This window comes from Frigoribacterium sp. UYMn621, assembly GCF_040549525.1.
Taxonomy (GTDB): Bacteria; Actinomycetota; Actinomycetes; order Actinomycetales; family Microbacteriaceae; genus Lacisediminihabitans.
Genome location: NZ_JBEPTM010000001.1, coordinates 243,766 through 268,787, shown reverse-complemented (window position 1 = coordinate 268,787; position 25,022 = coordinate 243,766). Strand labels below are relative to the sequence as shown.

Here is a 25,022-nt window from a genome sequence, read left to right as displayed (position 1 = left end):
CGAAGGACGTGGACCCTTCGTGTGGACTGCGAGCGGTCTGGGGTTACGAATCAGTCACCCTCGTCACGGGACTGCCGCATGATCAGTGGAAAGCTCCAGCCGCGTTCGCCGCACTCTGGCCGCGACGAACGAGCAGCAAAGCGCCCCTACTTCCCCCGCATCCTTCCTCCCTGCTCATGTGTCTTCCCACGGCAATGGGCGTTCGAACGGAATGGGATCCAGCGGAATGACGACGACGGGCCGATGTTGTCGGTGCGCCAGATGAACGGCGACGGAGCCGTTGAACATCTCCTGAACCGATCCGGTCATGCCGGCGCGGCGGGTGCCGACCACGATCATCGACGCATCGACCACCTCGGCGAGGCGTCCGAGAGCCCGTGCGGGATCGCCGGCGAGCTCTCGGGTGCTCCAGCTGTCATGCTCCGGGCCGAGCAGCCTTGAGAGTTGCGCCAGAAGATTGGCCGGGACACCGGAGTGTCTTTCGTCGCCCATATCCGGGTCGATCGGCATCGAACGAACGTTCCCGTCGCGCAGTTCGTCGATCACGTACCGACCGGCGTCAACCCAGGCGCAGATGAGCTGGGTGCCCAGTCGAGTAGCCAAGGCCCGTGCCTGCTCGACGACGACATCGGACTGCCCGGTTGCAACCCCCACGACCAGAGGTCCGAAGGTGGGCGAGGCTTCGCGTGCGGCGGTCACGGGGGCTCCTATCTCTAAGCGCACAGAAGTGCTGAGATAGGGACTGTTGTCGGCAATTCGCCGAGGTTGGTTCCGGTGAGCCCCACCGCCGGAGCGCTTTCGCGCTTCTTCTTAAACAATTGCACGTGTCGTTCCCAAAGGGAAGGCCTGGCCTCGGGATCCAACGATTCGCCGTAGGGCTACGTGCCCGCCGAGGTCAGCGCAGCGCTTGCCTGGCTTGTGCACAGGAAGCCGATCGAGCAAGGGGATCCACGGTCGAGTCATCGCTACCGTGTGGTCCGGCCTCTTGATGGAAGGTCGATTGGTCAACGTAGTTGGCTGAGCCAAAACCCACACAAACACTGGGGTCGAAAGAGTCGATCAGATCGATTTTTGGCCAAGACCTGGCTCCATACTCTTCCAAGTGTGGGCAGAATGTGCGCAGAAACAGAAACGGACCAGACCACATTCCACAAGAAATGCAGGTCAGGCCCGTTGTTCCAAGTGCGCCCGGAGGGATTTGAACCCCCGACCTATTGATCCGTAGTCAATTGCTCTATCCGCTGAGCTACGGGCGCATTCGCTGGGCGCAAAACCCAACCTGACGACTATACCAGCCGATTCGACCGGCAGGATTCCCGCCCGGGGATTCGAGTTCGCAAGCATTCCCCCAGTCCGGTGCGGGAGACTTCTGCCATGGAGATCGAGCCAGCGTTCGTCAAGGCGCGTCAGCGCGGGGCGTGCCGACCATGACCGCGGGATTCTCGATCAGTCTCGCGGTGGTCTGCGCGCTCATAGTGGTGGCCCGGTTCGTGCTCCCCCAGCTGCCGCTCGCCCGAGCCGGCGTGCGAATCAGCGGCGCAGAGGTGGCCCTCCTCGGCGTGGGCGTCCTCGGCCTCACGTTTCACTGCACCGCGATGTTCTTCCGCCAGCTCTTCGGCGGCATCCCTGCCGTGCGTCCCCTCGTCGACGCGGTGAACGGCATGGGTGTCGCCAGCATCGCGCTCTATGTCGTGCCCGCCGCGCTGGTGCTTATCGGCCTTCGACGCCAGCACTGGATTGCGCTGGCGGTGATGACGCTGGCCCTGGTCGCAGTGGGCCTCACGATGTATCTCGGCAGTCCCCTCCGCCTGCACCTCGCCTCCATCTTCCTGGCGGTGGTGCTGCTTGTCGGCGTTCTGTCGCTGCTGGTCAGGGGGCCCTGGCAGCGCAGAGAAGCCGGAGCTGCGGCACCGCTGGCATGAGGTCAGCGCTGGCCTGGGGTCAGTGCGGGCGGTGCGGCACTCTATTGGAGGCGCGTGGTCGAACTGAGACGAGCGCGGAAGCCCCCGCTCACCTGCACCGAAGCGAGCACGGGATGGCCGAGCAGCGTCTCGAGCGAATCCAGTGCTGTCTCCACGGTGTCCACGATGTCTCTCGGTGACACCCCTCGACGGGCGGTGGCCGACACCTTGAGCACCGGCGTGCGACGCACCCGGTAGGTGGAGACATGCGAGGAGACGAGCTCCGGATGCCCGTCGAGCGCATCCTGCACGAGCTGTTCGGCGACCTTCGAGTCCACGATCGTCGACCCCTCCGAGGTCGCCGCATCGTCCACGAAGCGACCCGTATGACCGTGGCCCTGCCTGAAGATGAAGGCCAGCAACAGGATCACGATCACGGCGAGGGCCGCCAGCACGGCGATCCACCACCAGTCGATGGTCGTGCCCGCGAGCGGAGCGGAGGCGAAGAACGACGAGAGGTTCGCGCGCACCCCGGGAGCGAGATCCTTCCAGGTGCTGCTCACGGTCGGGATGCTGCCGACCGCGATGGCCGCGCCGCCGACGCCGAGGAGCAGCACGCCCACCAGCACGATGACCACGCGGTTGAGTGCGCGATTGGTGTTGTTCATGCTCCGACCTTTCCGGACTCGGCGACGATGATCTTGGAGCGAATGCTGCGCCGCAGGCTGTACCCGTGCAACTGTTCGTCGACCGCGGCGACGACGGATGCCCCGTCCACAGGCAGCCCGGAGGTCGGAGTCACCCGCACCACCGCCTCCCGGTGCGAGACGCTCACGCGCACGCTGTCGGGGTCCACGTTGCCGGCGCGCGCGGCGTGCCGGGCGAGCGCGGACGCGATCACCTCGTTGTCGACGATTGCGGCACTTCGCTCGGTCAGGAGCTCGTGCCGGGCGGTGCGGCCCGGCGCGAGGGCCGGAATCACGAGGGCGAGCCCGAGGAGGGCGACGATCGCCCCCACCCCGATCACCGTCGCCACAGGGTAGCCGGGAACGTCCACGAGGAAGTCCGCGGCGGACCGCGGACTGGCGAGCAGTGGCGGTTGCGAGGCGAGGGCGAGCACGATCTCGGTGCCGACCAGCACACAGGCCACGATCGCGATCACGGCGACCACGATGGCGAGGGTCGAGCGCGGCGAATGGGTCTCGCGCCGGCTGATGCGGCGATAGAGACTGCTCTGGTTGCTCATCGAACCCTGTCTTCCTGCCGGATGTCGGCACTCTGCAAGCGAACGACCACGCGGGCGACGCGATAGCCGGTGAGGTCATTCACCCGCGAACGGATCTGGCCCTGGGCGCGAGAGGCGCGCTCGAGGATGCTGCCTCCGGTGCGTGCGACCACCCCGGGGTCGGTGGTCACCCGGTCGAGGGAGACGGAGCGGATGGCGCTGCGCACGGTCAGCACGAGCTCGCCGCGCTCGTCCGAGAGGTCGACGCCGACGGTCGCGGCATCCACCCCCAGCGCCGAGGCGCTCACCGCCGAGGCGACGCGGCCGAGGGCGCGCGCGCTGACGCTGGTGCGGCCACGGCCACGGTCACGGTCGCGATCAGCTGTCTCCGCTGTCGTCATGACGAGGAACGCTTACCTCGAAAGACCTCGACGAGGCTGCTGAGGTCGAGCCGTCCGTCGACAACGCGCCCGACGACGGCGCCGATCGCCATGGCGACGGCGACGAAGAAGAACGCCCAGAAGCCGACGATCGCCCAGGTGAGAGCGAGCACCGCTCCGATCAGGATGCCGGTCTTGGTCGAGGTCACAGGACTCGTGCCTCGACCTGGTCGTCAGCGTCATCGGAGGGCAGGTGCACGTCGTTGACGGTCACGTTGACCTCGGTGACCTCCATGCCCACGAGGGTCTCGATCGCGCCGATGACGGCGGACCGCACACCGGCGGCGACGGTCTGCAGCGGCACCGGGTACTCGGCCACGATGCTCACGTCGACGGCGACCTGGGTCTCGCCGACCTCGACCTTGACACCCTGGGTGAGGTCGGTGTTGTTCATGGCCTCGCGGATGGCGCCGAGGGCGCGGGCCGCTCCGCCACCGAGTCCGTAGACTCCGCTGACATCGCGGGCCGCGATGCCCGCGACCTTGGCGATGACGGCATCGTTGATGACGGTCTTGCCGGTGCTCGTGGCGGCGGTCGTGACCGAGGGGGTCGAGACGTTCTGGGGGCTGGTCGTGTTGGCCATGGGGGTGTCTCCTCTAGATGTGAAAGCCCGGAACACGCGTGGCATTCGGGCCATTTCGTTGTATTCATAGAGGAGACGCACGTCGACGCCGATTCGTCACGTCGAATCGCAAAACTTTTTGAGCGGAGTCAGCCGATGGACCAGAGTGTGATTTCCCGTCTGCCGACGATGGGAGTCGGGCGCACCGACGACCAGTCCCAGGCGGTGAGCCCCCTCGAGCTCTTCTACGATCTCGTCTATATCTTCGCCGTGGGCCAGCTCTCCCATCACCTGCTGACCAACCTGAATTGGGAGGGCGCCGCCGAGACCGCGATCCTGCTCGTGGGCATCTTCGCGGTCTGGGCATTCACCAGTTGGGCTGGCAGCCTGCTGGACACCTCGCGCCTGCCCGTGCGCGCGTTCGTCATCGGCACCCTCTTTCTCGGGCTGCTGATGAACACCACGATCGGCGAGGCTTTCGGCGACCGCGGCGGGCTGTTCGTCGCCATCTATCTCGCCTGCCAGGTGTCGCGGAGCATCTTCGTCGTGTTCGCCGGCGTCGACTCGATCATGCAGGACCATTTCTTCCGGATGCTCGGCTGGACCGTGATCACGGCGCCGTTCTGGATCATCGGAGCTCTCGTGGATGGCCCGCCCCGGCTCATCCTCTGGGGGGTGGCGGCGTTGGTGGATGTCATCGCGACCCTGTTGTCCCATCCCGGAATCCGCCGCCGCACGGAGACGCGCAACTACGAATTCGCCGGGGAATACCTTCTCGAACGGTGCCGGCTCTTCTTTCTGATCGCTCTCGGAGAGACTGTTCTGACCTCGGCGGGGGTCTTCACGCAGGAGCCGCTCACCCCGCTCCGACTGGTCGCCCTGCTCGTGGCGATAACCGGAACTGCAGCGATCTGGTGGAGCTATTTCGTGCGCTCGGAGGAAGAGGCCCTCGACGCGCTCGAGGAGACCGATGACGAAGCGAAGATCGGCCGGAATGCGATCTATGCCATCGCGGTCATGCTGGCCGGGCTGGTGCTCGCCGCCGTCGGGGACGAACTGAGCATCGCGCATCCGGATGGCGAGCCATCGCTGGCCGCCAGCATCACGCTGTTCGGCGGGCCGGCGCTCTATGTGTTGGCTCAGGCCGTATTCCAGAAGCGCACCAAGGGGCGTGCGATCTCCTCTCGCCCGATCGCCCTCGTCGCGTTCGCGGCCGGAGGGGTCGCGTCGCTGTGGCTGCCGACGCTGCTCGCCGCATCCCTCGCCACCGCCATCATGATCGGGGTCGCCGCACGCGACAGCGTGATCGAGGCTCGGGAGAAGGCCGCGCGATGACGGTCATGTCACATTCGTGACGTTCGTCTAGTTAGTGAGATGCACACTGCTATCGTGGCGCGATGACCAGTGAACGCGATCCGGCGGAGATCACCGCCAACACCCGCGAGCTCGAGACGAACATCGTCACCGACTTCTCGGAGCAGCTGAGCTACGGCGAATACCTTGCGCTCGACGACGTGCTGAACGCCCAGCACCTGCGATCGAAGCCGGCTCACCACGACGAGATGCTGTTCATCATCCAGCACCAGACCAGCGAGCTCTGGCTGAAGCTCATGATCCACGAGCTGAGGTCGGCGCGAGCGGCACTGCAGCGGGACGACCTCGGGACCGCGTTGAAGCGCATCGCGCGGGTCAAGCACATCCAGGTGTCGATGACCGAACAGTGGTCCGTTCTCGCCACCCTCACGCCCTCGGAATACGTCGAGTTCCGCCGCTTCCTGGCGACGTCATCCGGATTCCAGTCCTACCAGTACCGCGCCGTCGAGTTTCTGCTCGGCAACAAGAACGCGAAGATGCTCGACGTCTTCGCCGCCGAACCGGAAGCACAGGCGATCCTCGGTCGACTGCTGGAGGAGCCGACGCTGTACGACGAGTTCCTACACTTTCTCGCCCGCGCCGGATTCGCAATTCCCCCCGCCGTGTTGGAGCGCGATGTGACCCTCGCCCATGTCTTCACGCCGCAACTCGTTCCGGTATTCGTATCGATCTACCAGTCGTCCAGTGACAACTGGCGGGTCTACGAGGCGTGCGAGGAGTTCGTCGACCTCGAAGACAACTTCCAACTGTGGCGCTTCCGCCACCTGCGCACCGTCTCTCGCACGATCGGCATCAAGAGTGGCACGGGCGGCTCGAGCGGGGTGCAGTTTCTCGAGCGTGCCCTCAGCCTCACGTTCTTCCCCGAGCTCTTCGCCGTGCGCAACGAGATCGGAGCGTGATGGCCCCGATGCGCGCCGGACGCGCACTGATCGACGAGCGGTGGATCGACGGCACGATCCTTCCCGGGTTCTGCGACAGCCACGTGCACCTCGCGCTCGTCGAGGCCGCGGCGCTGATGCCCGGGGGCATCGCCCGGGTGATCGATCTCGGCTGGGACCCGGATGTCGCGCGCCACTGGCCCGCGCTGGCAGAGTCCGGCGGCCCCGGCGTCGATATCGCCGGGGCGATCCTCACCTCCCGGGGAGGGTATCCGGGATCCGCCGGATGGGCTCCTTCTGAGGCCGCACGGGAGATCGACACCGCGCTGGAGGCAGAGTCCGCGATCGGCGAGGTCCATGCCATCGGCGGCCGGGTAGCGAAGATTGCCCTCAACAGCGCGGCCGGCCCCGTGTGGAACGACGACCTGCTCGAGGCGGTCGTGTCCATCGCGCATGGATCCGGGCTGCCCGTCGTCGCTCACGCGGAGGGCGCCGGCCAGGCGGCGCGGGCTCTCACGGCGGGCGTCGACGCCCTCGCCCACACCCCGTGGACCGAAGAGCTCGACGACGAGCTGCTGCGCAGAATGGCCGATCGGATGTCGTGGATCTCGACTGTCGACATCCACGGCTACGGCTCCCGCGGCGCCGACTTCGACCGTGCGGTTGGCAACCTCGAGAGGTTCGCCGCAGCCGGGGGACGCGTGCACTACGGCACCGATCTCGGCAATGGCCCACTGCCGACCGGACTCAACCACCGCGAGCTCGGGGTTCTCGCTGCGGTACTTCCGAGCGCCGAATCGGTGATCGAATCCCTCGCCGGATTCCTTCCGCCGCTGTCACCGCCCCTCACCGCATCATTCATTCCCGGGCCGGCATACGACCAACCCGCCGACCTCATCGACTGGCTCAGCACGAGCATTGTCGTACCCATCAGCCACCTCGAGGAGACCCCCAGATGACCACCGACACCGCCCTGCCCACCGGCCGCGAACTCGACGAGACGGATCCGCTGGCCGAATTCACGCGTCGCTTCATCCCGAGCGACGAGGTCGTGGCCTACCTCGATGGCAACTCTCTCGGACGCCCCCTCTCGGTCACCGTCGACCGGGTCTCGGAATTCATCACCGGCGCGTGGGGCTCGCGACTCATCCGCTCGTGGGACGAGCAGTGGATGGAACTCCCCTTCAGCCTCGGAGACCGGATCGGTCGAGTGACCCTCGGCGCTGCCGCGCGCCAGACCGTGGTGGCCGATTCGACCACGGTGTTGCTCTACAAGCTCATCCGGGCGGCGGTGGACCTGCACCCGGAGCGCACCGAGATCGTCATCGACACCGACAACTTTCCGACGGATCGCTACATCCTCGAAGGAGTCGCCGCCGAGCGCGGGCTCAGCCTCCGCTGGATCGAAGCCGACCCACAGGGCGGGGTGACGGCAGAGCTCGTGCGAGCCGCCGTCAGCGAGCGCACCGCGCTCGTGGTCCTGAGTCAGATCGCCTACCGCTCGGGATACATCGCCGACGTGCCGGCCATCACCGAGGTGATTCATTCGGCCGGCGCGCTCGTTCTCTGGGATCTATGCCACTCGGCCGGCTCCGTGCCGGTGAAGCTGGACGAGTGGGGCGTCGATCTCGCGGTGGGGTGCAGCTACAAGTACCTCAACGGCGGGCCAGGAGCGCCCGCTTTCGCCTACGTGGCCTCGGCTCTGCAAGACTCGCTTCGCCAGCCGATCTGGGGATGGATGGGCGCCGACAACGTGTTCGCGATGGCCGACGGCTTCACGCCTGCGTCGGGCATGCGACGGTTCCTGAGCGGCACCCCTCCGGTGCTGGGGATGGTGCCGATGCACGACATGCTCGAGCTGATCGAGGAGGTCGGGATCGACGCGATCCGCACGAAGTCCCTTCGCCTCACCGACTTCGTGATCCGGTGGGCAGAGGAGCATCTCGCCGAATTCGGGGTGACCGTCGGCGGACCGCGTGCCGACTCCGAGAGGGGAAGCCACGTGACCCTGCTGCATCCGCAATTCCAGAAGGTCACCGGGCTGCTCTGGGAGCGGGATGTGATCCCGGATTTCCGCTTTCCCACCGGGCTCCGCATCGGGCTTTCGCCGCTCAGCACGAGCTTTGCCGAGGTGGAGCTCGGGCTGGAGAACGTGCGGGACATTCTGCGGCACCTGATGCCATGAGCCGGATGCCCGACGATACGGAGTCGCGGCCGGGCAGCGCGACCTCGCTCGTGCGGTCCGTCATCGGTCTCTATCTGCGGCGCCTCGACGGGTGGATCGCGTCGGCCGACCTGATCGCACTGCTGGAGGATCTCGGGGTGCCCGCGGCTCTCGGTCGCACGGCGATCGCCCGGGTCAAGCAGAAGAAGCTGCTGGTCTCGGAGCGCAACTCCGGCGCTGCGGGCTATCGCCTGGGTGAGGACGCCGCCGCCATGCTGCGGGCCGGGGATCGGCGCATCTTCGCGCCCCGGCGAATGGCCGCCGGCGACCCGTGGTGCCTTCTCTCCTTCTCGATCCCCGAGCACGATCGCGCCCTGCGGCACCAGCTGCGGCGCCGCTTGCGCTGGATCGGCTGCGGGACCGTCTCGCCCGCACTCTGGATCTGCCCCGCATTCCTCTCTGGGGAGGTCGAGGAGATCCTCGACGAGCTCTCGCTGCGAGAGCACTCCAAAGTATTCATCGCCACGGATGCCCGCGGGGCGGCACCATTGCGCGATTCGGTGTCGACCTGGTGGGACCTCCCACGAATCGCCGCCCTGCACGAGGGATTCATCGCCGAAGCATCCGGCCTGCTGTCAACGTCGCCGACCGACGGCGCGGATGCCTTCGGCCGGTACGTGCGCGGCATCGACAGCTGGCGCCCGATCCCGTATCTCGACCCCGGACTCGGCGTCGAGCTGCTGCCGACGCACTGGGCGGGCGATCGCAGCGAGCAACTCTTCGCCAGGCTCGGCGCGCGGCTGGCCGAGCCGGCGCTCGCGCACGTGTTGGCTCGCGTCGCCCCGCACTGATCGGCGGGTAGTTTCGCGCTGACGGGCAAGCCGGCTCGCGCCCGGTGCGCCTCAGGCCCACTGCTGACACCGTGCCCGGTTCTGCCCCGCCGGTCTGACGGGCGCGCAACCTCGACTGCCCACCTGTCCGCTTTGCGATATGATCAATTTATTAATTCATAAAACAAGGGACGAATCATGCGGACAGTCAGCCGACTGATGTGGCTCCTCGGGGCGAGTTTCGTCACCGTCGACGGGGTGTACCTCTTCTGGAGCCTGCGGGCCGAGAACTTCGAACTCATCGGACTTCTCACCATCGGACTCTCCGGCGTGCTCTGCCTCCTGATGGCCTTCTACTTCGGCCAGGTCGTCAAGTCCGCCGGGGTGAACGTCTGGGCCGAAGACCGCGAGGATGCCGAGATCGATGACGGGGATCCCGAGGTCGGCTTCTTCAGCCCGTGGAGCTGGTGGCCGGTGCTGCTCGGTGCCGCCAGCTCCCTAGTAATCCTCGGACTCGCGATCAGCGCCTGGATCGTGCTGATCGCCGTGCCGCTGCTCGTGGTCTGCATCATCGGCTGGGTCTACGAGTACTACCGCGGCAACTTCGCGCGATGACTGTCGATGGGGGGACGATCGCCCGGCTTGATGACGCTGTCAACTCATGGAATCGTGAGGGCATGTCTGAATACACCGACGCCCATCGCCCGCTCTATGAGGTGAAGGCCAACCTCTTCAAGGGTCTCGCCCACCCGGTGCGAGTGCGCGTGCTGGAGGTCCTCGCCGGGGGCGACGACGTGTCGGTGGCGGATCTGCTCGCCGACACCGGCCTCGAGGCATCCCACCTGTCCCAGCACCTGTCGGTGCTTCGACGCCACAACCTGGTCGTCGCGGAGCGGCGTGCCAGCCAGGTCTTCTATCGGCTGGCCTATCCGAAGGTCGCCGACCTGCTCTCCATCTCGCGGGCACTGCTGGTCGAGATCCTGCAGACGACACAGCAGCAGCTGGCGTCGACGGTGAGTATGGCCGAATTCTCCGATGACGATCGGCAACCCTAGGAGCCCCATGCAACTCCAGCTACTGATAGACCGGATGATCGACCAGGCACTCGAGCTCGACCCGGCAGGCTCCTACAGCATCCTGATCGGCAAGTCTCCGGCGACGGAGCAGGACTGGCCGACGGGCAAGAAGGTCTACCGCTGGTGTCCCGTCGTGCAGACCCGTCTCGTGCCCAACTACAGCGTGGTGCTCGCCCCCTCACCGGACAACCTCCGCACCAGCAACCTGATCGAGTTCCACGGTCGCATCCTCAACGGGGATGTCACGCGGTACACGATCCGGGCGTTCTCTTCCTCCGGCCCCGACGCGCCCTAGCGTCGGCACTTCGGTCACCGCGAGGCGCCTCCCGAGAGTTGGGGGGCCGAGTCAGGCGCGCTCGAAGACCGCCGCGAGCCCCTGCCCGCCGCCGATGCACATGGTCTCGAGCGCGTACCGACCGCCGCTGCGCTGCAGCTGGCGCGCGAGGCCGGCGAGGATGCGCACCCCCGTCGCGCCGATCGGATGACCGAGCGAGATACCGCCGCCGTTCACGTTGATGCGCTGCCAGTCGGCATCCCCGAATCCCCACTCGCGCGTGACGGCGAGCACCTGCGCCGCAAAGGCCTCGTTCAACTCGATGAGGTCGAGATCCTTCAGCTCGAGTCCCGCGCGATCGAGCGCGAGGGCCGTGGAGGGGACGGGACCGAGGCCCATACGAGTGGGGTCGACGCCGGCCCGCGCCCAGGACACCAGCCTTACCAGGGGCGTCAGCCCGAGCTCGGCCGCACGCTGCGGCGTCGTGACGATGCAGGCCGCCGCCGCGTCGTTCTGTCCACTGGAATTGCCCGCGGTGACGGTGGCGTCGGGATCGCCTTTCGTCACCGGTCGGAGAGCGGCGAGCGTTTCGAGGGAAGAGTCGGCCCGCGGATGCTCGTCGGTATCGACGATCACATCGCCCTTCCGGCCGGGCACGGTGACGGGCACGATCTCGTCGTCGAAGAGCCCGGCCCGCTGCGCGGCGACGGCACGCTGGTGGGAGCGCAACGCGACCTCGTCCTGTTCCCCGCGGGAGATCCCGTAGTCCCGCCGCAGGTTCTCCGCGGTCTCGACCATGCCGCCCGGCGTCGGATAGAACCTGCCGCCGGCCGTCACTCGCCCCCGGGTGAGCGCGTCGTGGAGCATGAGCCCGGCACCCGTGACGCCCCGCCGCCCCTCCACGGTATAGAGCGGCGCGTTGCTCATCGACTCCACGCCCCCGGCGATGACGAGTTCGCTCGCGCCCACCTGGATCTGCAACGCGGCATCCAGCACGGCCTGCAGGCCGGAGCCGCATCGACGGTCGACCTGGTAGCCGCCGACGGTCACCGGGAGTCCCGCGTCGAGCGCGGCCACCCGCGCGATGGGAGGGGCCTCTGAGGAGGGATACCCCTGCCCGAAGATCACGTCGTCGACGGATGACCCGTCCAGTCCGCTGCGGGCGACGAGCTCCTCGAGCACGCGAGTCGCCAGCGACAGTGCCGACACCGTCGCGAGGGACCCGCCGAACCTCCCGACCGGGGTGCGCAGCGGCTCGCAGATCACCACCTCGCGCAGTTCGGTCATCGCTCGAGCGCGATCGTGAGGGGTGCGCCGGTCGCCGCGACGACCTCGTCGACGGTCACCCCCGGTGACAGCTCGACGAGCACGAGCCCGTCGGCGGTGACGTCGATCACCGCGAGCTCGGTGATGATGCGGTCGACGCAGCGCACGCCGGTGAGCGGAAGGCTGCACGTCTCCACGATCTTCGCCGAGCCGTCTTTGGCCACGTGCTCCATGAGCACGATCACGCGGTCGGCGCCGTTGACCAGGTCCATCGCGCCACCCATGCCCTTGATCAGCTTGCCCGGCACCGCCCAGTTCGCGATGTCGCCGGCCACCGAGACCTGCATCGCGCCGAGTACGGCCGTCGCGATGCGGCCGCCGCGGATCATTCCGAAGCTCGCTGCGGAGTCGAAGTACGACGCCCCCGGGAGCACCGTCACCGTCTCCTTGCCCGCATTGATGAGCTTGGGATCCGCCTCGCCCTCCCACGGGTAGGGCCCTACGCCGAGGATTCCGTTCTCGGAATGCAGCACGACGGTCACCCCCTCCGGGATGAAGTTCGGGATGAGCGTCGGCAGTCCGATGCCGAGGTTCACATAGCTGCCGTCATGCAGCTCGAGAGCGGCCCTCGCGGCCATGTCGTCACGGGTGAGTGCCATCAGTTGTCGCCTCGCTGTCGAACTGTCGTCTTCTCGATTGGCAACTCCGTCGCCTGCTCGGTGGTGAGCTGCACGATGCGGTCCACGTATATCCCGGGGAGGTGCACTTGGTCGGGATCGAGCTCTCCGGGCTCGACGATCTCGTCCACCTCGGCGATCGTGATGCGGCCGGACATGGCGGCGAGCGGGTTGAAGTTGCGGGTCGACTTCTCGAAGACCAGGTTGCCGTGGCGGTCGCCCTTCGCGGCGCGCACGAGCGCGAAGTCTGCCCGGATGGCCTCCTCGAAGACGTACTCGCGCTGCTCGCCGAGAGCGCCGAGCACGCGGGTCTCCTTCGCCGGGGACTGCACGGCCACCGTGCCATCCGCCGCGTACTTCCAGGGAAGTCCGCCCTCGGAGACCATCGTGCCCACCCCGGTGGCGGTGAAGAATCCGGGGATGCCGACGCCGCCGGCCCGCAGTCGCTCGGCGAGGGTGCCCTGCGGGGTCAGCTCGACCTCGAGCTCGCCCCCGAGATACTGGCGGGCGAACTCCCTGTTTTCGCCGATGTACGACGCGATCACCCGGTCGATGCGCCCCGCCGACAGGATCTCCCCGAGCCCCCAGCCATCCACTCCGCAGTTGTTCGAGATGACCTCGAGATGATCGGTGCCCTGTGCGAGCAGCGCGCGGATCAGCACGATCGGCACCCCGACGAGCCCGAACCCGCCGACCGCGATCATCGCTCCGCTCGGGATGTCGGCGACGGCATCCGCCGCCGATTCGTAGGTCTTATCCATGGGTCTCCTTCGTGTCGATGTCGGCAAAGATGTCTCGAGCGATCGCCAGCGCGCGGTTGGCCGGGGGAAGCCCGGCGTAGAGCGCGGTGTGAAGCATCACCTCGGCGATCTCGCTGCGGGTGAGGCCATTGGTGAGCGCGGCCCGAACATGCATCGCGATCTCGTGCTCATGGCTGCCGGTCACGAGGCTGGCGAGGGTGGCGATGCTGCGATCCCGTCGGGACAGCCCCGGGCGACTCCACACGTCTCCCCAGGCGTACCGGGTGATGAACTCCTGGAATCCCGCTGTCTCAGCGGTGACCTTCGCGTCCGCGGCGTCGACGTGGGCGTCACCGAGCACAGCGCGTCGGGTGCGCACCCCACGGGAGTGCAGGTCGTCACCCGACGCGAGCAGCTCGGCGAGGATACCGGCGGCCTCGACGGGCCTCTCGATGGCGGCGAGGTGGGATGCGTTCGGGATCTCGACGTAGTGGGCGCCCGGTATCTGCACGGCGAGGTGCGCGACGGCGCCTGGCGTCGTCACGGGATCCTCGCTCCCGCCCACAGCGATGGTCGGCACGGCGATCGCCCCGACATCGGCCGTGCGGTCGAAGTGGGCGAGCGCTCCGCAGCAGAACGCATAGGAGGCGTCATCGGTCTCGGAGAGATCCTTCAGGATCGTGGATGCGACGGCAGGCTGCCGGACAATGAAATCGGCGGCGAACCAGCGTGCCGGCGTGCCGGAGACGAGCGAGGGGGTGCCCTGGCTGGTCACCTGGGCGAGACGATCGATCCAGGTCTGCTCGGTGCCGATCTTCGCATCCGAACAGAAGATGCCGAGACTGAGCAGGCGATCCGGATGGCGCAGGGCCAGCTCGATGCCGATCGCGCCGCCGAGGGAGACTCCCGCGTAGTGGAATCGGCCACCGCCCGCCTCATCGACGATCCGCAGCACGGAATCAGCGAGTTCCGCCATCGTGAACGGCTCCGTCGCGGCCGGGCTTGCGCCGTGCCCTGGCAGGTCGAATCGCAGGATGCGGGTCGCCCGGCGACCACCGCTCGCGGTGAGCGCGGCGACGGCCGGACTCCAGAGCGAGCTGGTCGTGCCGAGCGACGGGCCGAGCACGAGAAGCTCGCTCGCGGTGCTCGAGGGCTCTGCGGGATCGATCGTGCAGCGGATGAGGGGGACAGTCATCGGGCGCTCCTCGTGTGGTGTCGTGACGCGTGATATCGAGAGAGGGCGGCGTCGACGATGAGGTCGGCCGTGGCGTTGACCGACCCGGGAGACAGATCGACGACCCTGCCATCGAGCTCTGCCGCGAGCGCGGCCCCGAACGACAGGTCGGCGGTGCTCAGCTCGATCGCGCGGGCGACGACGGTGCCCGCCGCGGCGCGACCGAGATCGGGGACGAGCTGGGAGACGGCGTGTTCGGCCCAGGCGATCCCGCCATCGGAGTCGACGGTGGCGCGCATCCGCTCCGTGTCCACGGAGAGAGCCGAGAGGAAGGTCGCCGTCGTGTCGCTGCTCTCCACCGCCAGTCGCAGCAGCGATCGGAGCGCGAGCCATTCGGCGTGCCAAGCGCCGGCCGGCCGCTCGTCTTCCGCCGCAAGGCTCGAGAACACCGTCGAGAGGTGGCCGGGCGCCTGAAGGGCTGCCGACCTCACGAGCACCGCCGCTGTCGGGTTCCGCTTCTGGGGCATGGCCGACGAGGACCCACCGGAGCCCTCCGACAGCTCACCGATCTCGGAGCGCGCGAGCACGAGCACGTCGGTCGCGACGCGGCCGAGAGTGCCGATCACGAGGGAGAGGGCCGCCGCGAGACTGGCGACGATGCTGCGCTCGGCCTGCCAGCTTCGCTCGGGGTCGGCGAGACCGAGTCTCGCGGCGAGCGCCGCACGGAGTCGCGCACCGCTCTCAGCCGACCCGCCGAGATCGGCGAACGCGGTCCCGGTGCCGACGGCCCCGGCGAGCTGCACCGGCAGGGTGAGTGAGTCGAGGCAGGACCGCGCCGCCTCGACTCCGTCCAGCCAGGAGGCGGCCTTCACGCCGAAGGTGAGGGGGGCGGCATGCTGGGTGAGGGTGCGCCCGACCATCAGGCTGTGCCGATGCTGGTCGGCGAGGGCGGCGAGACGAGCCGCCGCGTCGGCGAGCGAACCGGAGACGAGACCGAGGGCCCGCGTCGCCACGAGCATGAGGCCGGTGTCGAGGATGTCCTGGCTCGTCGCGCCGCGATGCACCCAGTCCCCGGCGCCCGCGTGGCTCGCCTCGGCCTGGTCGCGCAGCTGGGCCACGAGGGGAATGACGGGATTGCCCCCCTCCCGGTTGCCGCGGGAGATCCGCTCGAGGTCGAGGTGCGACACCTCGACGGAAACATTGGCGACCCAGTGCGGCGCCTCCCCGATATCGTGCCAGGCGAGCATCAGCGCCCGCTCGACCTCCACCAGCGCCGCGAGCACGGCGTCGTCGTCGACGCCCGGTGTCGCCAGCGGGTCGAGCAGGCCCCAATCACGCACCCGCATCCACTCCGTAGTCGAAGAACACGGTCTCCCCAGCCCCCTGCAGGCGGATGTCGAACCGGTAGCTCGCCTCCCCGTCCGGCTGGGCCACGAGCGTCGCCCCGCGCTCGCCGAGCTCCTGCACTACGAGGTCGGGGGCATCGTCTCCGAAATAGGCGCGGGTGAACAGGTGCTGGAGAAGCCCCCGGGCGAAGATCGTGACCATCACATAGGGCGAGGATCCGGCTCGCATCGGACCGGGCTTGACGGTGGTGAAGGAGAAGTGGCCCCACCCGTCGACCGCGGCGCGGCCGAACCCGGTGAAGGTGTAGCCGTCGCGGTGAAGACTGCCGCGTTCGGAGACCACCGACCCCGTGGCATCCGCCTGCCAGATCTCCACGAAGGCATCGGGCACCACCTCGCCGGCTCCGTCGAAGACGGTTCCGTGCAGCCGGATCGTGCCGGGGGCGTGGGGAGGCAGCAGTCGGTCTCCCCCGTCGTACGGGAGCGCGTAGCCGAAGAACGGTCCGACGGTCTGGGACGGGGTCTGGTGAAGGCCAGTCATCGATCGTCTCCCTCCTGCTCCATCCGGGTCGCCTTCGATCCGGTCAGTACGATGTTCCAACGGTAGCCTGTCGCCCACTCCGGCTGCGTCACCTCGTGGTCGTAGGTGGCAACGAGGCGGTCGCGCGCGGACTGCTGTGTGATGGACTGGAGGATCGGGTCGAGCGCGAAGAGCGGATCCCCCGGGAAGTACATCTGCGTCACGAGACGTTGCACGAACTGGTCGCCGAACAACGAGAAGTGGATGTGTGCCGGCCGCCAGGCGTTGCGGTGGTTCTTCCACGGGTAGGGACCCGGCTTGATCGTGACGAAACGGTAGCTGCCGTCATCACCGGTCACCAGTCGGCCGGTACCGGTGAAATTGGGATCGAGCGGAGCCGGATGCTGGTCGCGCTTGTGCACATACCGCCCTCCCGAGTTCGCCTGCCACACCTCGAGCAGCTGGTTGCGCACCGGACGGCCCTCGCCATCCAGCACGTGCCCGGTGACGATGATCCGCTCGCCGAGGGGTTCACCGGAGTGCTGGATGGTGAGGTCGGCCTCCTGGGCGGTGACGTCACTGTGGCCGTAGACGGGAGACACGAGTTCGATCTCCTCGGGGTCGGCCCGCACGAGATCATTGAGCGGATGCCTCAGCGTGCTGCTCCGATACGGCGCGAAGCCGCGTTCCGGATGGCCGCGCGAGGCGTCGCCGGCCTCCTGGGCCGCCGTGATCTCGGCCGAGATCTGCGACTGGGTGGGGAGTTCCACGATCAGATCCCGTCGATCGGAAGGCCGGTGTACTGCTCGGCGAGGCCCTGGAGAGCGAATCGCGAGCCGGTGACGTAGTCGAGCTGACCGATTTGGCCACGGTACCGGCTCTGCGCCTCGGCACCGGTGCCTGTGGTGTGCAGCATCTCGGTCATCCAGCGGGAGAAGTACTGCGTCTTCCACTGGCGCGAGAGCGCGCGTCCGCTGTAACCCGCGAGCGACCCGGCATCCCCCGCGTAGTAGGAGCTGAGGGCCGCGCCGAGCATCGCCACGTCGGAAATGGCGGCGTTGAGCCCCTTTGCGCCCGTCGGGGGCACGATGTGGCCGGCGTCGCCGACCAGGAAGAGCGCCCCGTGATTGAGGGTTGAGGCGACGAAGCTCCTCATGGGTGTGATCGACTTCTCGGTGATCTCGCCCTCGCGCAGGGTCCAGCCCTCCACTCCGAGCCGTTCGTGCAGTCCTTCCCAGATGCGTTCGTCGCTCCACTGGGCGATATCGTCATCGGGTTCGACCTGCAGGTAGAGGCGCGAGACGGAGGGTGAGCGCATCGAATGCATGGCGAAGCCCTCGGGATGCAGCGCGTAGATCAGCTCGTCGGTCGAGGGCGGGACATCCGCGAGGATTCCGAGCCAGGCGAATGGGTACTCCCGCTGGTAGCTCGTGATGGCACCGGACGGGATGATCGAGCGGCATACCCCGTGGAATCCATCCGCTCCGATGACGAAGTCGGCGTCGACGGAGTAGCTCTGGCCGCCGTGGACGAAGTTCACCGAGGGGCGGGGGGTCTCGATGCCCCACGGAAGCACGTCGCTCGACCCGAAGTACACGGCCGAACCGGCCTCGTCATGGGCGAGCATGAGGTCGTTGACCACCTGTTGCTGGCCGTAGACCGTGACCGTGCGTCCGATCAGCTCGGAGAAATCGACGTGGTGACGGGTGCCCTCATACTGCAGGTAGATGCCGTCGTGCACGAGTCCGTGCTCGCGAAGCCGGCCGTCGAGGCCGAGGGAGGCCAGCACGTCGACCGATGACTCTTCCAGCACCCCGGCGCGGATGCGCGACAGGATGTACTCGCGAGATCGTGCCTCGATGATCACGAAGTCGATTCCGGAGGCGGCGAGCAGGTGCCCGAGAAGCAGGCCGGCTGGTCCGGCCCCCACGATGGCTACGGTGGTGCGGATCTTCATGCTGGCCTTTCGCAACGGCGGGATCGGTACGCTCACTCTGGTCCGTAGCCGACCGGCCTGGGAAAAACCTTCCGCCCAGCGGAAGTCAGGAACGCCATCCCAGCGCCCGCGATATCCCCCGCGCGGCCACACTCACGGCGAGCGGGAACTGCGGGTCGGCGCTGAGCTCGGCATGCGCCACGATCGATACCGACGCGATCACCGCGTCGGTATGGTCGCGGATCGGCGCGGCGGCGGAGAACGAGTCCGCGGTCATCTCGTTGATCGACACGGCGACGCCGGATGCCCGGATCCCGGCAAGACGCGGTCTCAGCTCGGCCGCGGTCGTCATGGTGTTGGGCAGATACTTGCGAGGGGCGGATGCCACAAGCTCGTCGAGCAGCTCCGGGGGCGCCCAGGCGAGGAGCACCAGTCCCACGCCGGTGGCGTGCAGCGGCAGCCGGGTGCCGACATCCGAGATGACGGGAACAGCCGAGCGCCCCGAGACGCGTTCGAGGTAGAGCACCCCGAGACCGTCACGCACGGCGAGGTGCACGTTCTCCCGGGTGAGGTCGTAGAGGTCCTCGAGAAAGGGACTCGCAACCGTGCGAAGGCGGCGCGCGGTCGGCGCGCGCACCCCGAGCTTCCACAGGCGCATGCCCACCCGGTAGAGGCCGTCGTCGCCGCGCACGATGCCGCCCCAGGCCACCCATTCCCCGACCAGTCGATGCGCGGTCGACAGGGGGAGCGTGGCCCGGTGGGCGATCTCGGTGAGGCTCAGCTCCGACGCGCCCCCGAACACATCCGCGATCGCGAAGACCTTCTCGGCGACCGTTCGGTGGTCCTCGGAGCGATTGCCGGACATGGAGACAATCTAGCTGGCGGCTCACCAATGGCCTAAGGATGTGCCACGGCAACGGCCCCCCGAACCGCCCGGAAGGGTGGTGTCGAGGGGCCGCCTGCCGACGACGAATCAGCCCTTGGCGCCCGCGGGGGTCGTCACCGGCGTGATGCCCAGCTGCTTGAGCGCCACATTCACGAAACTGTTGGTGAAGGTGTCGCTGTACGTGATGCTGGAGGTGTCGACGCCGATCGCGTTCTCCATTTGGAACACCGTCTTCGGTCCACCGGCGGGCATCAGGCCGTCCGGGAGGAACTGGCCGTAGTCCTCCTTGAGCGCCTTGACATAGTCCGCCTTGGAGATCGTGGCGTTCTGCACGAACGACTTCGGCAGCTTGTCCGCGACATCCTGGGCGGTGTGGGTGCTCATCCAGTGCATCGTCGCGGTGAGGGCCGTGACGACCTTCTGCACGACTGCCTTATGCGAGTTGACCCACGACTCCTGGGCCAGCAGGCCAGCGGCGGGCCAAGCACCACCGAGGGCGGCATTGGCACCCTTCGTGCTCGCGAGATCGATCGCCGATGTCGCCAGCTTCTGTGATTCGAGGGCGCCGACGGTCGGCTGAGTGGTCATCACGCAGTCGGCACTGCCGCGCTGGAGTGCCGCGATCGCGGTGGCTCCGGCGTGAACGGCGATGGTCTGGTAGTCGGTCTTCTTGACCCCAGCCTTCGAGGCGATGAACTGCGTCAGCTCATCGGTGCCGGAGCCGAGGTCGGTCACCCCGACGGTCTTGCCCTTGAGATCCGCGCCGGAGGTCACGTTCGACTTCGGGGTGCACATGATCCGCTCCCCCGGTGCTCCCGAGAGCTGGATCAGGTTGATGACCTTCTTGCCTTTGGACTGGAAGTCCACCGAGTGGATGTACCACGCTCCCGACAGATCAACCTGTCCGGAGACCATCGCCTCCTCTGCGCCGACGCCGCCGTTCTGCTCGGTGGAGAGTTGCATATCGACGCCGTACTTCTTGTAGTAGCCGAGGCTTTCCGCCAATTGATACGGGAGGTAGATCTGCTTGTCGATGCCTCCGACCATCATTTTGACGACGGGGAGGGTGGCGCTCGATGCCGAGCTCGCGGTGGACGGGCTGCCACTGCACCCGGCGAGCCCCAGCGACACTGCTGCTGCTGTGGCTGCGACGACAGCGACGATGCTGCGCTTGTTCATCTTGTGTGATTCCTTTCATGGTGCCGGAGGGATTCCGGCGGACTGGTGGGGAGCGAAAACTCAGATCGCCTGTGCCTCATAGCGCGACGGCGGACGCCACTTGAGCACGACCTTCTCGAGGAGGGTGATGAGGTACTCGGCGCCGAGAGTGACGACGGCGATGATGACCATGCAGGCGAACACCGTGTTCGGGTCGAAATGCCCCTGGGCCTGGCTGATGAGCAGACCGATTCCCTTCTGTGCCCCGAGGACCTCGGCCACCAGCGCGCCGATGATCGCGAAGCCGAATGCGGTGTGCAGGCTGGCGATGATCCACGTCATCGCCGAGGGGATGGTCACGTGCCGAGCGATCTGAAGGGGAGACGCGCCAAGCACTCGCACGTTGGCAACCAGGTTCTGGTCGACCTCGCGAACGCCCTGGTAGGCGTTGAAGAAGACGGCGAAGAAGACCAGCACGGCAGCCAGCAGGATCTTGGGAAAGATTCCCAGGCCGAAGGCCACGATGAAGATCGAGCCGAGCACGATCCGGGGGATCGAGTTGAGGATCTTGATGTACGGGTTGAGCACATCGGACAGGTACCGGTTGGAACCGAGCAGGATGCCGATGATGACGCCCGCGACCGTGCCGACCAGGAAGCCGTAGAGCGCCTCCTGGACTGTCACCCACAGATTCGCCCAGATCGTGCCGAATGCGGTGCCTTCCGTGAACAGGGTCACAAGGCTGTTCCAGATGTCGCTCGGGCGGCCGTAGAAGAATTTGTCGACCCAGCCGACGGCGGTGAACCACTGCCATCCGCCGATCACGACGACGATGACCAGAGCGCGGCCGGCCCACACCCACCCTGTCCTGTGTGCGCGAGCACGACGAGCCGTCTCCTGCAGTGTCGACTGCAATGGGAGCGGCGGGATCGCCGACGCTTCCGTCTGTATCTCGTTCTGCTGCCTGAGCACGCTCATGCTGCCACCGCCGACGACAGTTCATACGCCCGGGAGACTTCGTCCTTCAACGAGGCCCAGATCTGACCCTGGATCTCCTGGAACTGCCGCTCGTGGCGCAGTGTCTGCACGTCTCCGCGGGGGCGGGGCAGATCGATCTCGAAGATGTCCTTCACGGTGCCGGGACTGCTGGTCATGATGACCACGCGATCCGACAGCGTCACCGCCTCATCCAGGTCATGGGTGATGAAGAGCACAGAGGGGCGCAGCTCCTCCCAGAGCTGCAGCAGTTCGCCCTGCATGATTGCCTTCGTCTGCACGTCGAGTGCTCCGAAGGGCTCGTCCATGAGCAGGATCCGAGGCTGGTTGATCAGTGCGGCCGCCATCGCCACTCGCTTGCGCATACCCCCGGAGAGTTGGTGGGGGTAGCGGTCTTCGAAGCCGGAGAGACCCACCCGCCGCACCCAATCCAGCGCCATCTTCGTCGCTGCAGCCTTCGACGTGCCCAGCAGGATCGGGCCCATCATCACGTTGCCGAGCACCGTCTTCCAGGGAAAGAGCGAATCCGCCTGGAACATGTAGCTCACACCACTCGTGATGCCATCGACACGCTGGCCGCCGACCAGAACATGACCCTCGCTCGGGCGTTCCAGTCCCGAGACCTGCGCAAGGGTGGTGGATTTGCCGCAGCCGGTCGGGCCGACGATCGCGCAGAATTGCCCGGGTTCGACGGCGAACGTCACGTCATCGATGGCAGTGAAGGTTTCGCCCTTGGGGGTCAGGTAGCGCTTGGTCAGGCCGACGATATCGATGCGCGCGGCATCATCCATCGCGCCCGTGCTGGTGCTCGCTGTCGCGGGGGGTGGCGGTGTGCCCATGCGCATAAGACCTCTCTGTCTGTGTGGTGCGTGTGTCAGGAAGCCTGCCGCCGTCGGTCTCCCCCTGTCGCGCTTGTGCACCATTCGCCTGTTCTGCGCATTGCCCGGAGTTTCACGCATTCTGCTCACACGCTTGGCGCCCCCGTCGCGGCGATAATGGAGCGTGATGCGACGACGGATCAGACGACTCTCGAGCCAGATTTTTCTGGCGCAGTTGGTGATTCTCGTCGTCTCGCTCGCCGTGGGCTTCGCCCTGTTCGCCAATGCCGCTCGCGCCAATCTGGATCATGAATACCAGTCGCGAGCGGCCGCGATCGCGCAGACCTTCGCCGAGAACCCCTCGGTGAAGGACTGCATGGCGACGGAGGATCCTGCCTGCCAGCCGATGCTTCAGCGCGTCGCCTCGGCAACGGCTCGCCGCACCGGCGCCTCGTACGTCGTGCTCATCGACATGCAACGGGTGCGACACAGCCACCCCGATCCCGAGCTGATCGGAAAAGCGGTCTCCGAGCCCATCGTCGCGCTCGACGGAAAGGTGCACCTGGGGGTGAATGTGGGGGCAACCGGCATCAACGCCAGCGCTCGTGTGCCCCTGTACTCCGCGGCCCGAACCTTGATCGGTGAGGTCTCGGTCGGCATCCGCGAGAGCTCGGTCTCAAGCGAACTCGTGGCGCAACTGCCCTCCTACGCCGTCTGGGTCGCCGCCGTGCTCATCATCGGCGCGCTGGCATCATTCGCTCTTGCCACTCTTCTGAAGCGCCGAACCTTCGGGCTGGAGATCGATGAGGTGGCGAGGCTGTTCCAGGAGCGCGAGGCGACGCTCCACGGCATCCGGGAGGGGGTGATCGCCAGTGATGCTGCGGGCCGGATCACCGTCATCAATGATGAGGCCCGGCGCCTACTCGGCCTGCGATCGGATGCCCTCGGCCGTCGCCTCGACGAGGTGCTCGGTACTGGGCCGCTCTCGGAGGCTCTCGCCGGTGATTCCGTGGTGAGCGACGCGATCGTCATCACCGACGACCACTGCCTGGTGATCAATCGGATGCCCGTGATCCTGGCCGGACGACCACACGGGTCCGTGGTCACACTCCAGAATCGAACGAACCTGGAGGCGCTCACGCGCGAGTTGGATGGCGAACGCAGTTTCACCGAGTCGATTCGGGCGCAGCAACACGAATTCTCCAATCGCCTGCACGCGATTGCGGGTCTGCTGGAACTCGGGCGGCCGGAGGAGGCGTTCGCATACATCGAAGAGATCCGCGGCAGCACCGCCGACTTCGATCAGAACCTGCGCAGCTACATCGGGGCACCCCAGATCGTCGGCCTCCTGTTGGGCAAGGCAGCCGAAGCTCACGAGCGTGGCATCGACTTCACCATTTCGCCCGAAACCCGGTTGAGCGAGGCGCCGGGCCATGTACAGGCGCTCACAACCATTCTCGGCAATCTCATCGACAACGCATTCGATGCGCTCGCGGAGAGCCGGCCGCCCCGCCGCGTCGGGGTGCGTGTGGTGGAGGCACCGGAGTCGCTGGTGATCTCGGTGAGCGACAACGGGCCCGGCCTGCCCGACGGTGCGATCCCCCAGATCTTCAGCAACGGGTACACCACGAAACGGGGCTCGGTGGTGCGGCACATCGGCCTTGGTCTGTCCCTCGTCGAGAAAACGGTCGGCCGGTTCGACGGGTCGATCACCGTGTCAGAGGGGCCGGGGGCCACTTTCACTGTCGTCCTGCCGTTGACACCGGTGCCCGCGCCGCAGGTGCACTCGTGACGAACAGTCCCATGACGGTCCTCGTGGTCGATGATGATTTCCGTGTCGCCTCCCTTCACGAAGCCTTCGTACAGCGGGTCGAGGGATTCACGGTGGTGGGCAAGGCTCACACCTCGGCCGAGGCACTTGAGCTCGCGGCGGCTCTGAAACCCGATCTCGTGCTCATGGACATCTACCTCCCCGATGTGGACGGCCTGCGCACCCTTCAAGAGATGCTCCAGTGGCCGTCGCCACCCGCCGCGATGGTGATCTCGGCGGCGAACGACGTGGTCAATGTGCGCTCGGCCCTGAGGCTCGGGGTCACCCACTACCTGGTCAAGCCATTCAATTTCGCCCAGCTCGCGGAACGGCTCGCCGCCTTTCGCGCCACGTCCGCGCAGATCGACGAGCTGCCCGAAGAAGCGACCCAGGGCGACATCAACCACATCTTCGACCTGATGCGGCCCACCACCGCCCCCTTGCGGCCGGAGCTCAGCAGACTCGCCCCGACTCTCAAGGGTGTGTATGACGCTCTCGATGCCAGCACGACGGCGCTGTCGGCCAGCGAGGTCGCTGAGAATCTGGGGATGAGCCGAGCCACCGCCCAGCGTTCCCTCACCCAGCTCGAGCAGAGCGGTGCGATCGCGCTGGAGTTGCGATACGGCCGAACCGGCCGTCCAGAGCACCGCTATTCGATCCGCCGCAGAGCCGAGCGATAGAACGTCGCTAGGCGGCCGACCGCGGGAGCCGACCTAATGGGCCCCGAAGCTCGCCCTACCGCCCAAACAGCTTGGACAGGAAGCCCCCGCTCGCGGGCTCCTTCTCGTGACCCTGGCACCGCTGACTCTTCGGCACATTCTTCATGACCTGGTCGATATGCTGGCCACAGCCCGCCCAGGTGGTCTTGCCGCAGACTCGGCACGTGACAGCTCTGCACATTCCATTTCCTTTCGATGCGGATGACCCACTGGGGACACTATACCCCCGGGGGTATAAAATGAACCTCGGAG

Annotated in this window: 30 protein-coding genes and 1 tRNA gene; 11 read left to right on the top strand and 20 right to left on the bottom strand. The window is 67.0% G+C overall.

Annotated features, from left to right (window positions below; all coding sequences use genetic code 11):
• Nucleotides 1-174: 174 nt before the first annotated feature.
• The gene (locus ABIB54_RS01425; RefSeq protein WP_354573742.1) at nt 175-699 is read right to left on the bottom strand and encodes a universal stress protein; all 525 of its coding nucleotides are present in this window, start codon (nt 697-699) and stop codon (nt 175-177) included.
• A gap of 484 nt (nt 700-1,183) precedes the next feature.
• A tRNA-Arg gene (locus ABIB54_RS01420) sits at nt 1,184-1,256 on the bottom strand.
• A gap of 171 nt (nt 1,257-1,427) precedes the next feature.
• Here ABIB54_RS01420 and ABIB54_RS01415 point away from each other — a divergent pair.
• Nucleotides 1,428-1,922, top strand: a complete 495-nt coding sequence (locus tag ABIB54_RS01415) for a hypothetical protein (RefSeq protein WP_354573741.1) — start codon at nt 1,428-1,430, stop codon at nt 1,920-1,922.
• A gap of 41 nt (nt 1,923-1,963) precedes the next feature.
• Here ABIB54_RS01415 and ABIB54_RS01410 read toward each other — a convergent pair whose 3' ends face one another.
• Genes ABIB54_RS01410 through ABIB54_RS01390 form a run of 5 tightly spaced genes read right to left on the bottom strand, consistent with a single transcriptional unit; the run spans nt 1,964 to nt 4,149 of the window.
• Entirely contained in the window at nt 1,964-2,569 is a 606-nt protein-coding gene (locus ABIB54_RS01410; protein ID WP_354573740.1) for a hypothetical protein, read from the bottom strand.
• Entirely contained in the window at nt 2,566-3,147 is a 582-nt protein-coding gene (locus ABIB54_RS01405; RefSeq protein WP_354573739.1) for an Asp23/Gls24 family envelope stress response protein, read from the bottom strand. Before ABIB54_RS01405 ends, ABIB54_RS01410 begins: the two co-directional genes overlap by 4 nt.
• Nucleotides 3,144-3,527: a hypothetical protein gene (locus ABIB54_RS01400; RefSeq protein ID WP_354573738.1), complete on the bottom strand. Its 384-nt coding sequence runs from the start codon at nt 3,525-3,527 to the stop codon at nt 3,144-3,146. Before ABIB54_RS01400 ends, ABIB54_RS01405 begins: the two co-directional genes overlap by 4 nt.
• Nucleotides 3,524-3,715, bottom strand: a complete 192-nt coding sequence (locus tag ABIB54_RS01395; protein ID WP_354573737.1) for a DUF2273 domain-containing protein — start codon at nt 3,713-3,715, stop codon at nt 3,524-3,526. Before ABIB54_RS01395 ends, ABIB54_RS01400 begins: the two co-directional genes overlap by 4 nt.
• The gene (locus tag ABIB54_RS01390; RefSeq protein ID WP_354573736.1) at nt 3,712-4,149 is read right to left on the bottom strand and encodes an Asp23/Gls24 family envelope stress response protein; all 438 of its coding nucleotides are present in this window, start codon (nt 4,147-4,149) and stop codon (nt 3,712-3,714) included. Before ABIB54_RS01390 ends, ABIB54_RS01395 begins: the two co-directional genes overlap by 4 nt.
• A gap of 135 nt (nt 4,150-4,284) precedes the next feature.
• On the opposite strand from ABIB54_RS01390, the gene ABIB54_RS01385 reads away from it, so the two are divergent.
• The 8 genes from ABIB54_RS01385 to ABIB54_RS01350 all read left to right on the top strand — a co-directional run bounded on the left by ABIB54_RS01385 (nt 4,285) and on the right by ABIB54_RS01350 (nt 10,745).
• A complete protein-coding gene (locus tag ABIB54_RS01385; RefSeq protein ID WP_354573735.1) occupies nt 4,285-5,463 on the top strand; it encodes a low temperature requirement protein A in 1,179 nt (392 codons plus the stop codon).
• A gap of 62 nt (nt 5,464-5,525) precedes the next feature.
• Nucleotides 5,526-6,401 carry a tryptophan 2,3-dioxygenase gene (locus ABIB54_RS01380; protein WP_354573734.1) on the top strand — a complete coding sequence of 292 codons (876 nt, stop codon included), beginning with the start codon at nt 5,526-5,528 and terminating at the stop codon, nt 6,399-6,401.
• Entirely contained in the window at nt 6,401-7,339 is a 939-nt protein-coding gene (locus tag ABIB54_RS01375) for an amidohydrolase family protein (protein ID WP_354573733.1), read from the top strand. Before ABIB54_RS01380 ends, ABIB54_RS01375 begins: the two co-directional genes overlap by 1 nt.
• Complete coding sequence (locus ABIB54_RS01370) at nt 7,336-8,565, top strand: kynureninase (RefSeq protein WP_354573732.1); 1,230 nt, start codon at nt 7,336-7,338, stop codon at nt 8,563-8,565. The genes ABIB54_RS01375 and ABIB54_RS01370 overlap by 4 nt, the downstream gene beginning before the upstream one ends.
• A 5-nt stretch (nt 8,566-8,570) precedes the next feature.
• Nucleotides 8,571-9,395: a PaaX family transcriptional regulator gene (locus ABIB54_RS01365; RefSeq protein WP_354573731.1), complete on the top strand. Its 825-nt coding sequence runs from the start codon at nt 8,571-8,573 to the stop codon at nt 9,393-9,395.
• A 177-nt stretch (nt 9,396-9,572) separates the two neighbouring features.
• A complete protein-coding gene (locus ABIB54_RS01360; RefSeq protein WP_354573730.1) occupies nt 9,573-9,989 on the top strand; it encodes a cytochrome c oxidase subunit 4 in 417 nt (138 codons plus the stop codon).
• Nucleotides 9,990-10,051: 62 nt separating this feature from the next.
• Nucleotides 10,052-10,429: an ArsR/SmtB family transcription factor gene (locus ABIB54_RS01355; protein WP_354573729.1), complete on the top strand. Its 378-nt coding sequence runs from the start codon at nt 10,052-10,054 to the stop codon at nt 10,427-10,429.
• Nucleotides 10,430-10,436: 7 nt separating this feature from the next.
• Nucleotides 10,437-10,745: a hypothetical protein gene (locus ABIB54_RS01350; RefSeq protein ID WP_354573728.1), complete on the top strand. Its 309-nt coding sequence runs from the start codon at nt 10,437-10,439 to the stop codon at nt 10,743-10,745.
• A 51-nt stretch (nt 10,746-10,796) separates the two neighbouring features.
• On the opposite strand, the gene ABIB54_RS01345 is transcribed toward ABIB54_RS01350, so the two are convergent.
• From ABIB54_RS01345 to ABIB54_RS01290, 12 genes are all read right to left on the bottom strand, one after another.
• Nucleotides 10,797-12,011, bottom strand: a complete 1,215-nt coding sequence (locus ABIB54_RS01345) for an acetyl-CoA C-acetyltransferase (RefSeq protein ID WP_354573727.1) — start codon at nt 12,009-12,011, stop codon at nt 10,797-10,799.
• Complete coding sequence (locus ABIB54_RS01340; RefSeq protein WP_354573726.1) at nt 12,008-12,649, bottom strand: CoA transferase subunit B; 642 nt, start codon at nt 12,647-12,649, stop codon at nt 12,008-12,010. The genes ABIB54_RS01345 and ABIB54_RS01340 overlap by 4 nt, the downstream gene beginning before the upstream one ends.
• The gene (locus ABIB54_RS01335; RefSeq protein ID WP_354573725.1) at nt 12,649-13,428 is read right to left on the bottom strand and encodes a CoA transferase subunit A; all 780 of its coding nucleotides are present in this window, start codon (nt 13,426-13,428) and stop codon (nt 12,649-12,651) included. The genes ABIB54_RS01340 and ABIB54_RS01335 overlap by 1 nt, the downstream gene beginning before the upstream one ends.
• Nucleotides 13,421-14,602 (bottom strand): bifunctional 3-oxoadipate enol-lactonase/4-carboxymuconolactone decarboxylase PcaDC, encoded by a 1,182-nt coding sequence (gene pcaDC / locus ABIB54_RS01330; RefSeq protein WP_354573724.1) that lies wholly within the window; start codon nt 14,600-14,602, stop codon nt 13,421-13,423. Before pcaDC ends, ABIB54_RS01335 begins: the two co-directional genes overlap by 8 nt.
• Entirely contained in the window at nt 14,599-15,927 is a 1,329-nt protein-coding gene (locus ABIB54_RS01325; protein ID WP_354573723.1) for a lyase family protein, read from the bottom strand. Before ABIB54_RS01325 ends, pcaDC begins: the two co-directional genes overlap by 4 nt.
• Nucleotides 15,914-16,468, bottom strand: a complete 555-nt coding sequence (gene pcaG, locus ABIB54_RS01320; RefSeq protein ID WP_354573722.1) for a protocatechuate 3,4-dioxygenase subunit alpha — start codon at nt 16,466-16,468, stop codon at nt 15,914-15,916. The genes ABIB54_RS01325 and pcaG overlap by 14 nt, the downstream gene beginning before the upstream one ends.
• Nucleotides 16,465-17,217: a protocatechuate 3,4-dioxygenase subunit beta gene (gene pcaH / locus ABIB54_RS01315; RefSeq protein WP_502917034.1), complete on the bottom strand. Its 753-nt coding sequence runs from the start codon at nt 17,215-17,217 to the stop codon at nt 16,465-16,467. The genes pcaG and pcaH overlap by 4 nt, the downstream gene beginning before the upstream one ends.
• A 2-nt stretch (nt 17,218-17,219) precedes the next feature.
• Nucleotides 17,220-18,404, bottom strand: a complete 1,185-nt coding sequence (locus ABIB54_RS01310) for a 4-hydroxybenzoate 3-monooxygenase (RefSeq protein WP_354573721.1) — start codon at nt 18,402-18,404, stop codon at nt 17,220-17,222.
• Between the two features lie 85 nt (nt 18,405-18,489).
• A complete protein-coding gene (locus ABIB54_RS01305) occupies nt 18,490-19,248 on the bottom strand; it encodes an IclR family transcriptional regulator (RefSeq protein WP_354573720.1) in 759 nt (252 codons plus the stop codon).
• Nucleotides 19,249-19,356: 108 nt separating this feature from the next.
• A complete protein-coding gene (locus tag ABIB54_RS01300) occupies nt 19,357-20,448 on the bottom strand; it encodes an ABC transporter substrate-binding protein (protein ID WP_354573719.1) in 1,092 nt (363 codons plus the stop codon).
• A 60-nt stretch (nt 20,449-20,508) separates the two neighbouring features.
• Nucleotides 20,509-21,405, bottom strand: coding sequence for an ABC transporter permease (locus tag ABIB54_RS01295; protein WP_354573718.1), 897 nt, complete (start codon nt 21,403-21,405; stop codon nt 20,509-20,511).
• Complete coding sequence (locus tag ABIB54_RS01290; RefSeq protein WP_354573717.1) at nt 21,402-22,262, bottom strand: ABC transporter ATP-binding protein; 861 nt, start codon at nt 22,260-22,262, stop codon at nt 21,402-21,404. Before ABIB54_RS01290 ends, ABIB54_RS01295 begins: the two co-directional genes overlap by 4 nt.
• Nucleotides 22,263-22,428: 166 nt before the next feature.
• Between ABIB54_RS01290 and ABIB54_RS01285 the strand changes: the two genes are divergently transcribed.
• Together ABIB54_RS01285 and ABIB54_RS01280 are read left to right on the top strand one after the other, a co-directional pair.
• Nucleotides 22,429-24,033: an ATP-binding protein gene (locus ABIB54_RS01285; RefSeq protein ID WP_354573716.1), complete on the top strand. Its 1,605-nt coding sequence runs from the start codon at nt 22,429-22,431 to the stop codon at nt 24,031-24,033.
• A complete protein-coding gene (locus tag ABIB54_RS01280) occupies nt 24,030-24,731 on the top strand; it encodes a response regulator (protein WP_354573715.1) in 702 nt (233 codons plus the stop codon). Before ABIB54_RS01285 ends, ABIB54_RS01280 begins: the two co-directional genes overlap by 4 nt.
• Before the next feature lie 55 nt (nt 24,732-24,786).
• Here ABIB54_RS01280 and ABIB54_RS17875 read toward each other — a convergent pair whose 3' ends face one another.
• On the bottom strand, nt 24,787-24,951 hold the full coding sequence (locus tag ABIB54_RS17875) for a DUF8730 family Cys-rich protein (RefSeq protein ID WP_502917033.1): 165 nt from the start codon (nt 24,949-24,951) through the stop codon (nt 24,787-24,789).
• Nucleotides 24,952-25,022 lie beyond the last annotated feature (71 nt).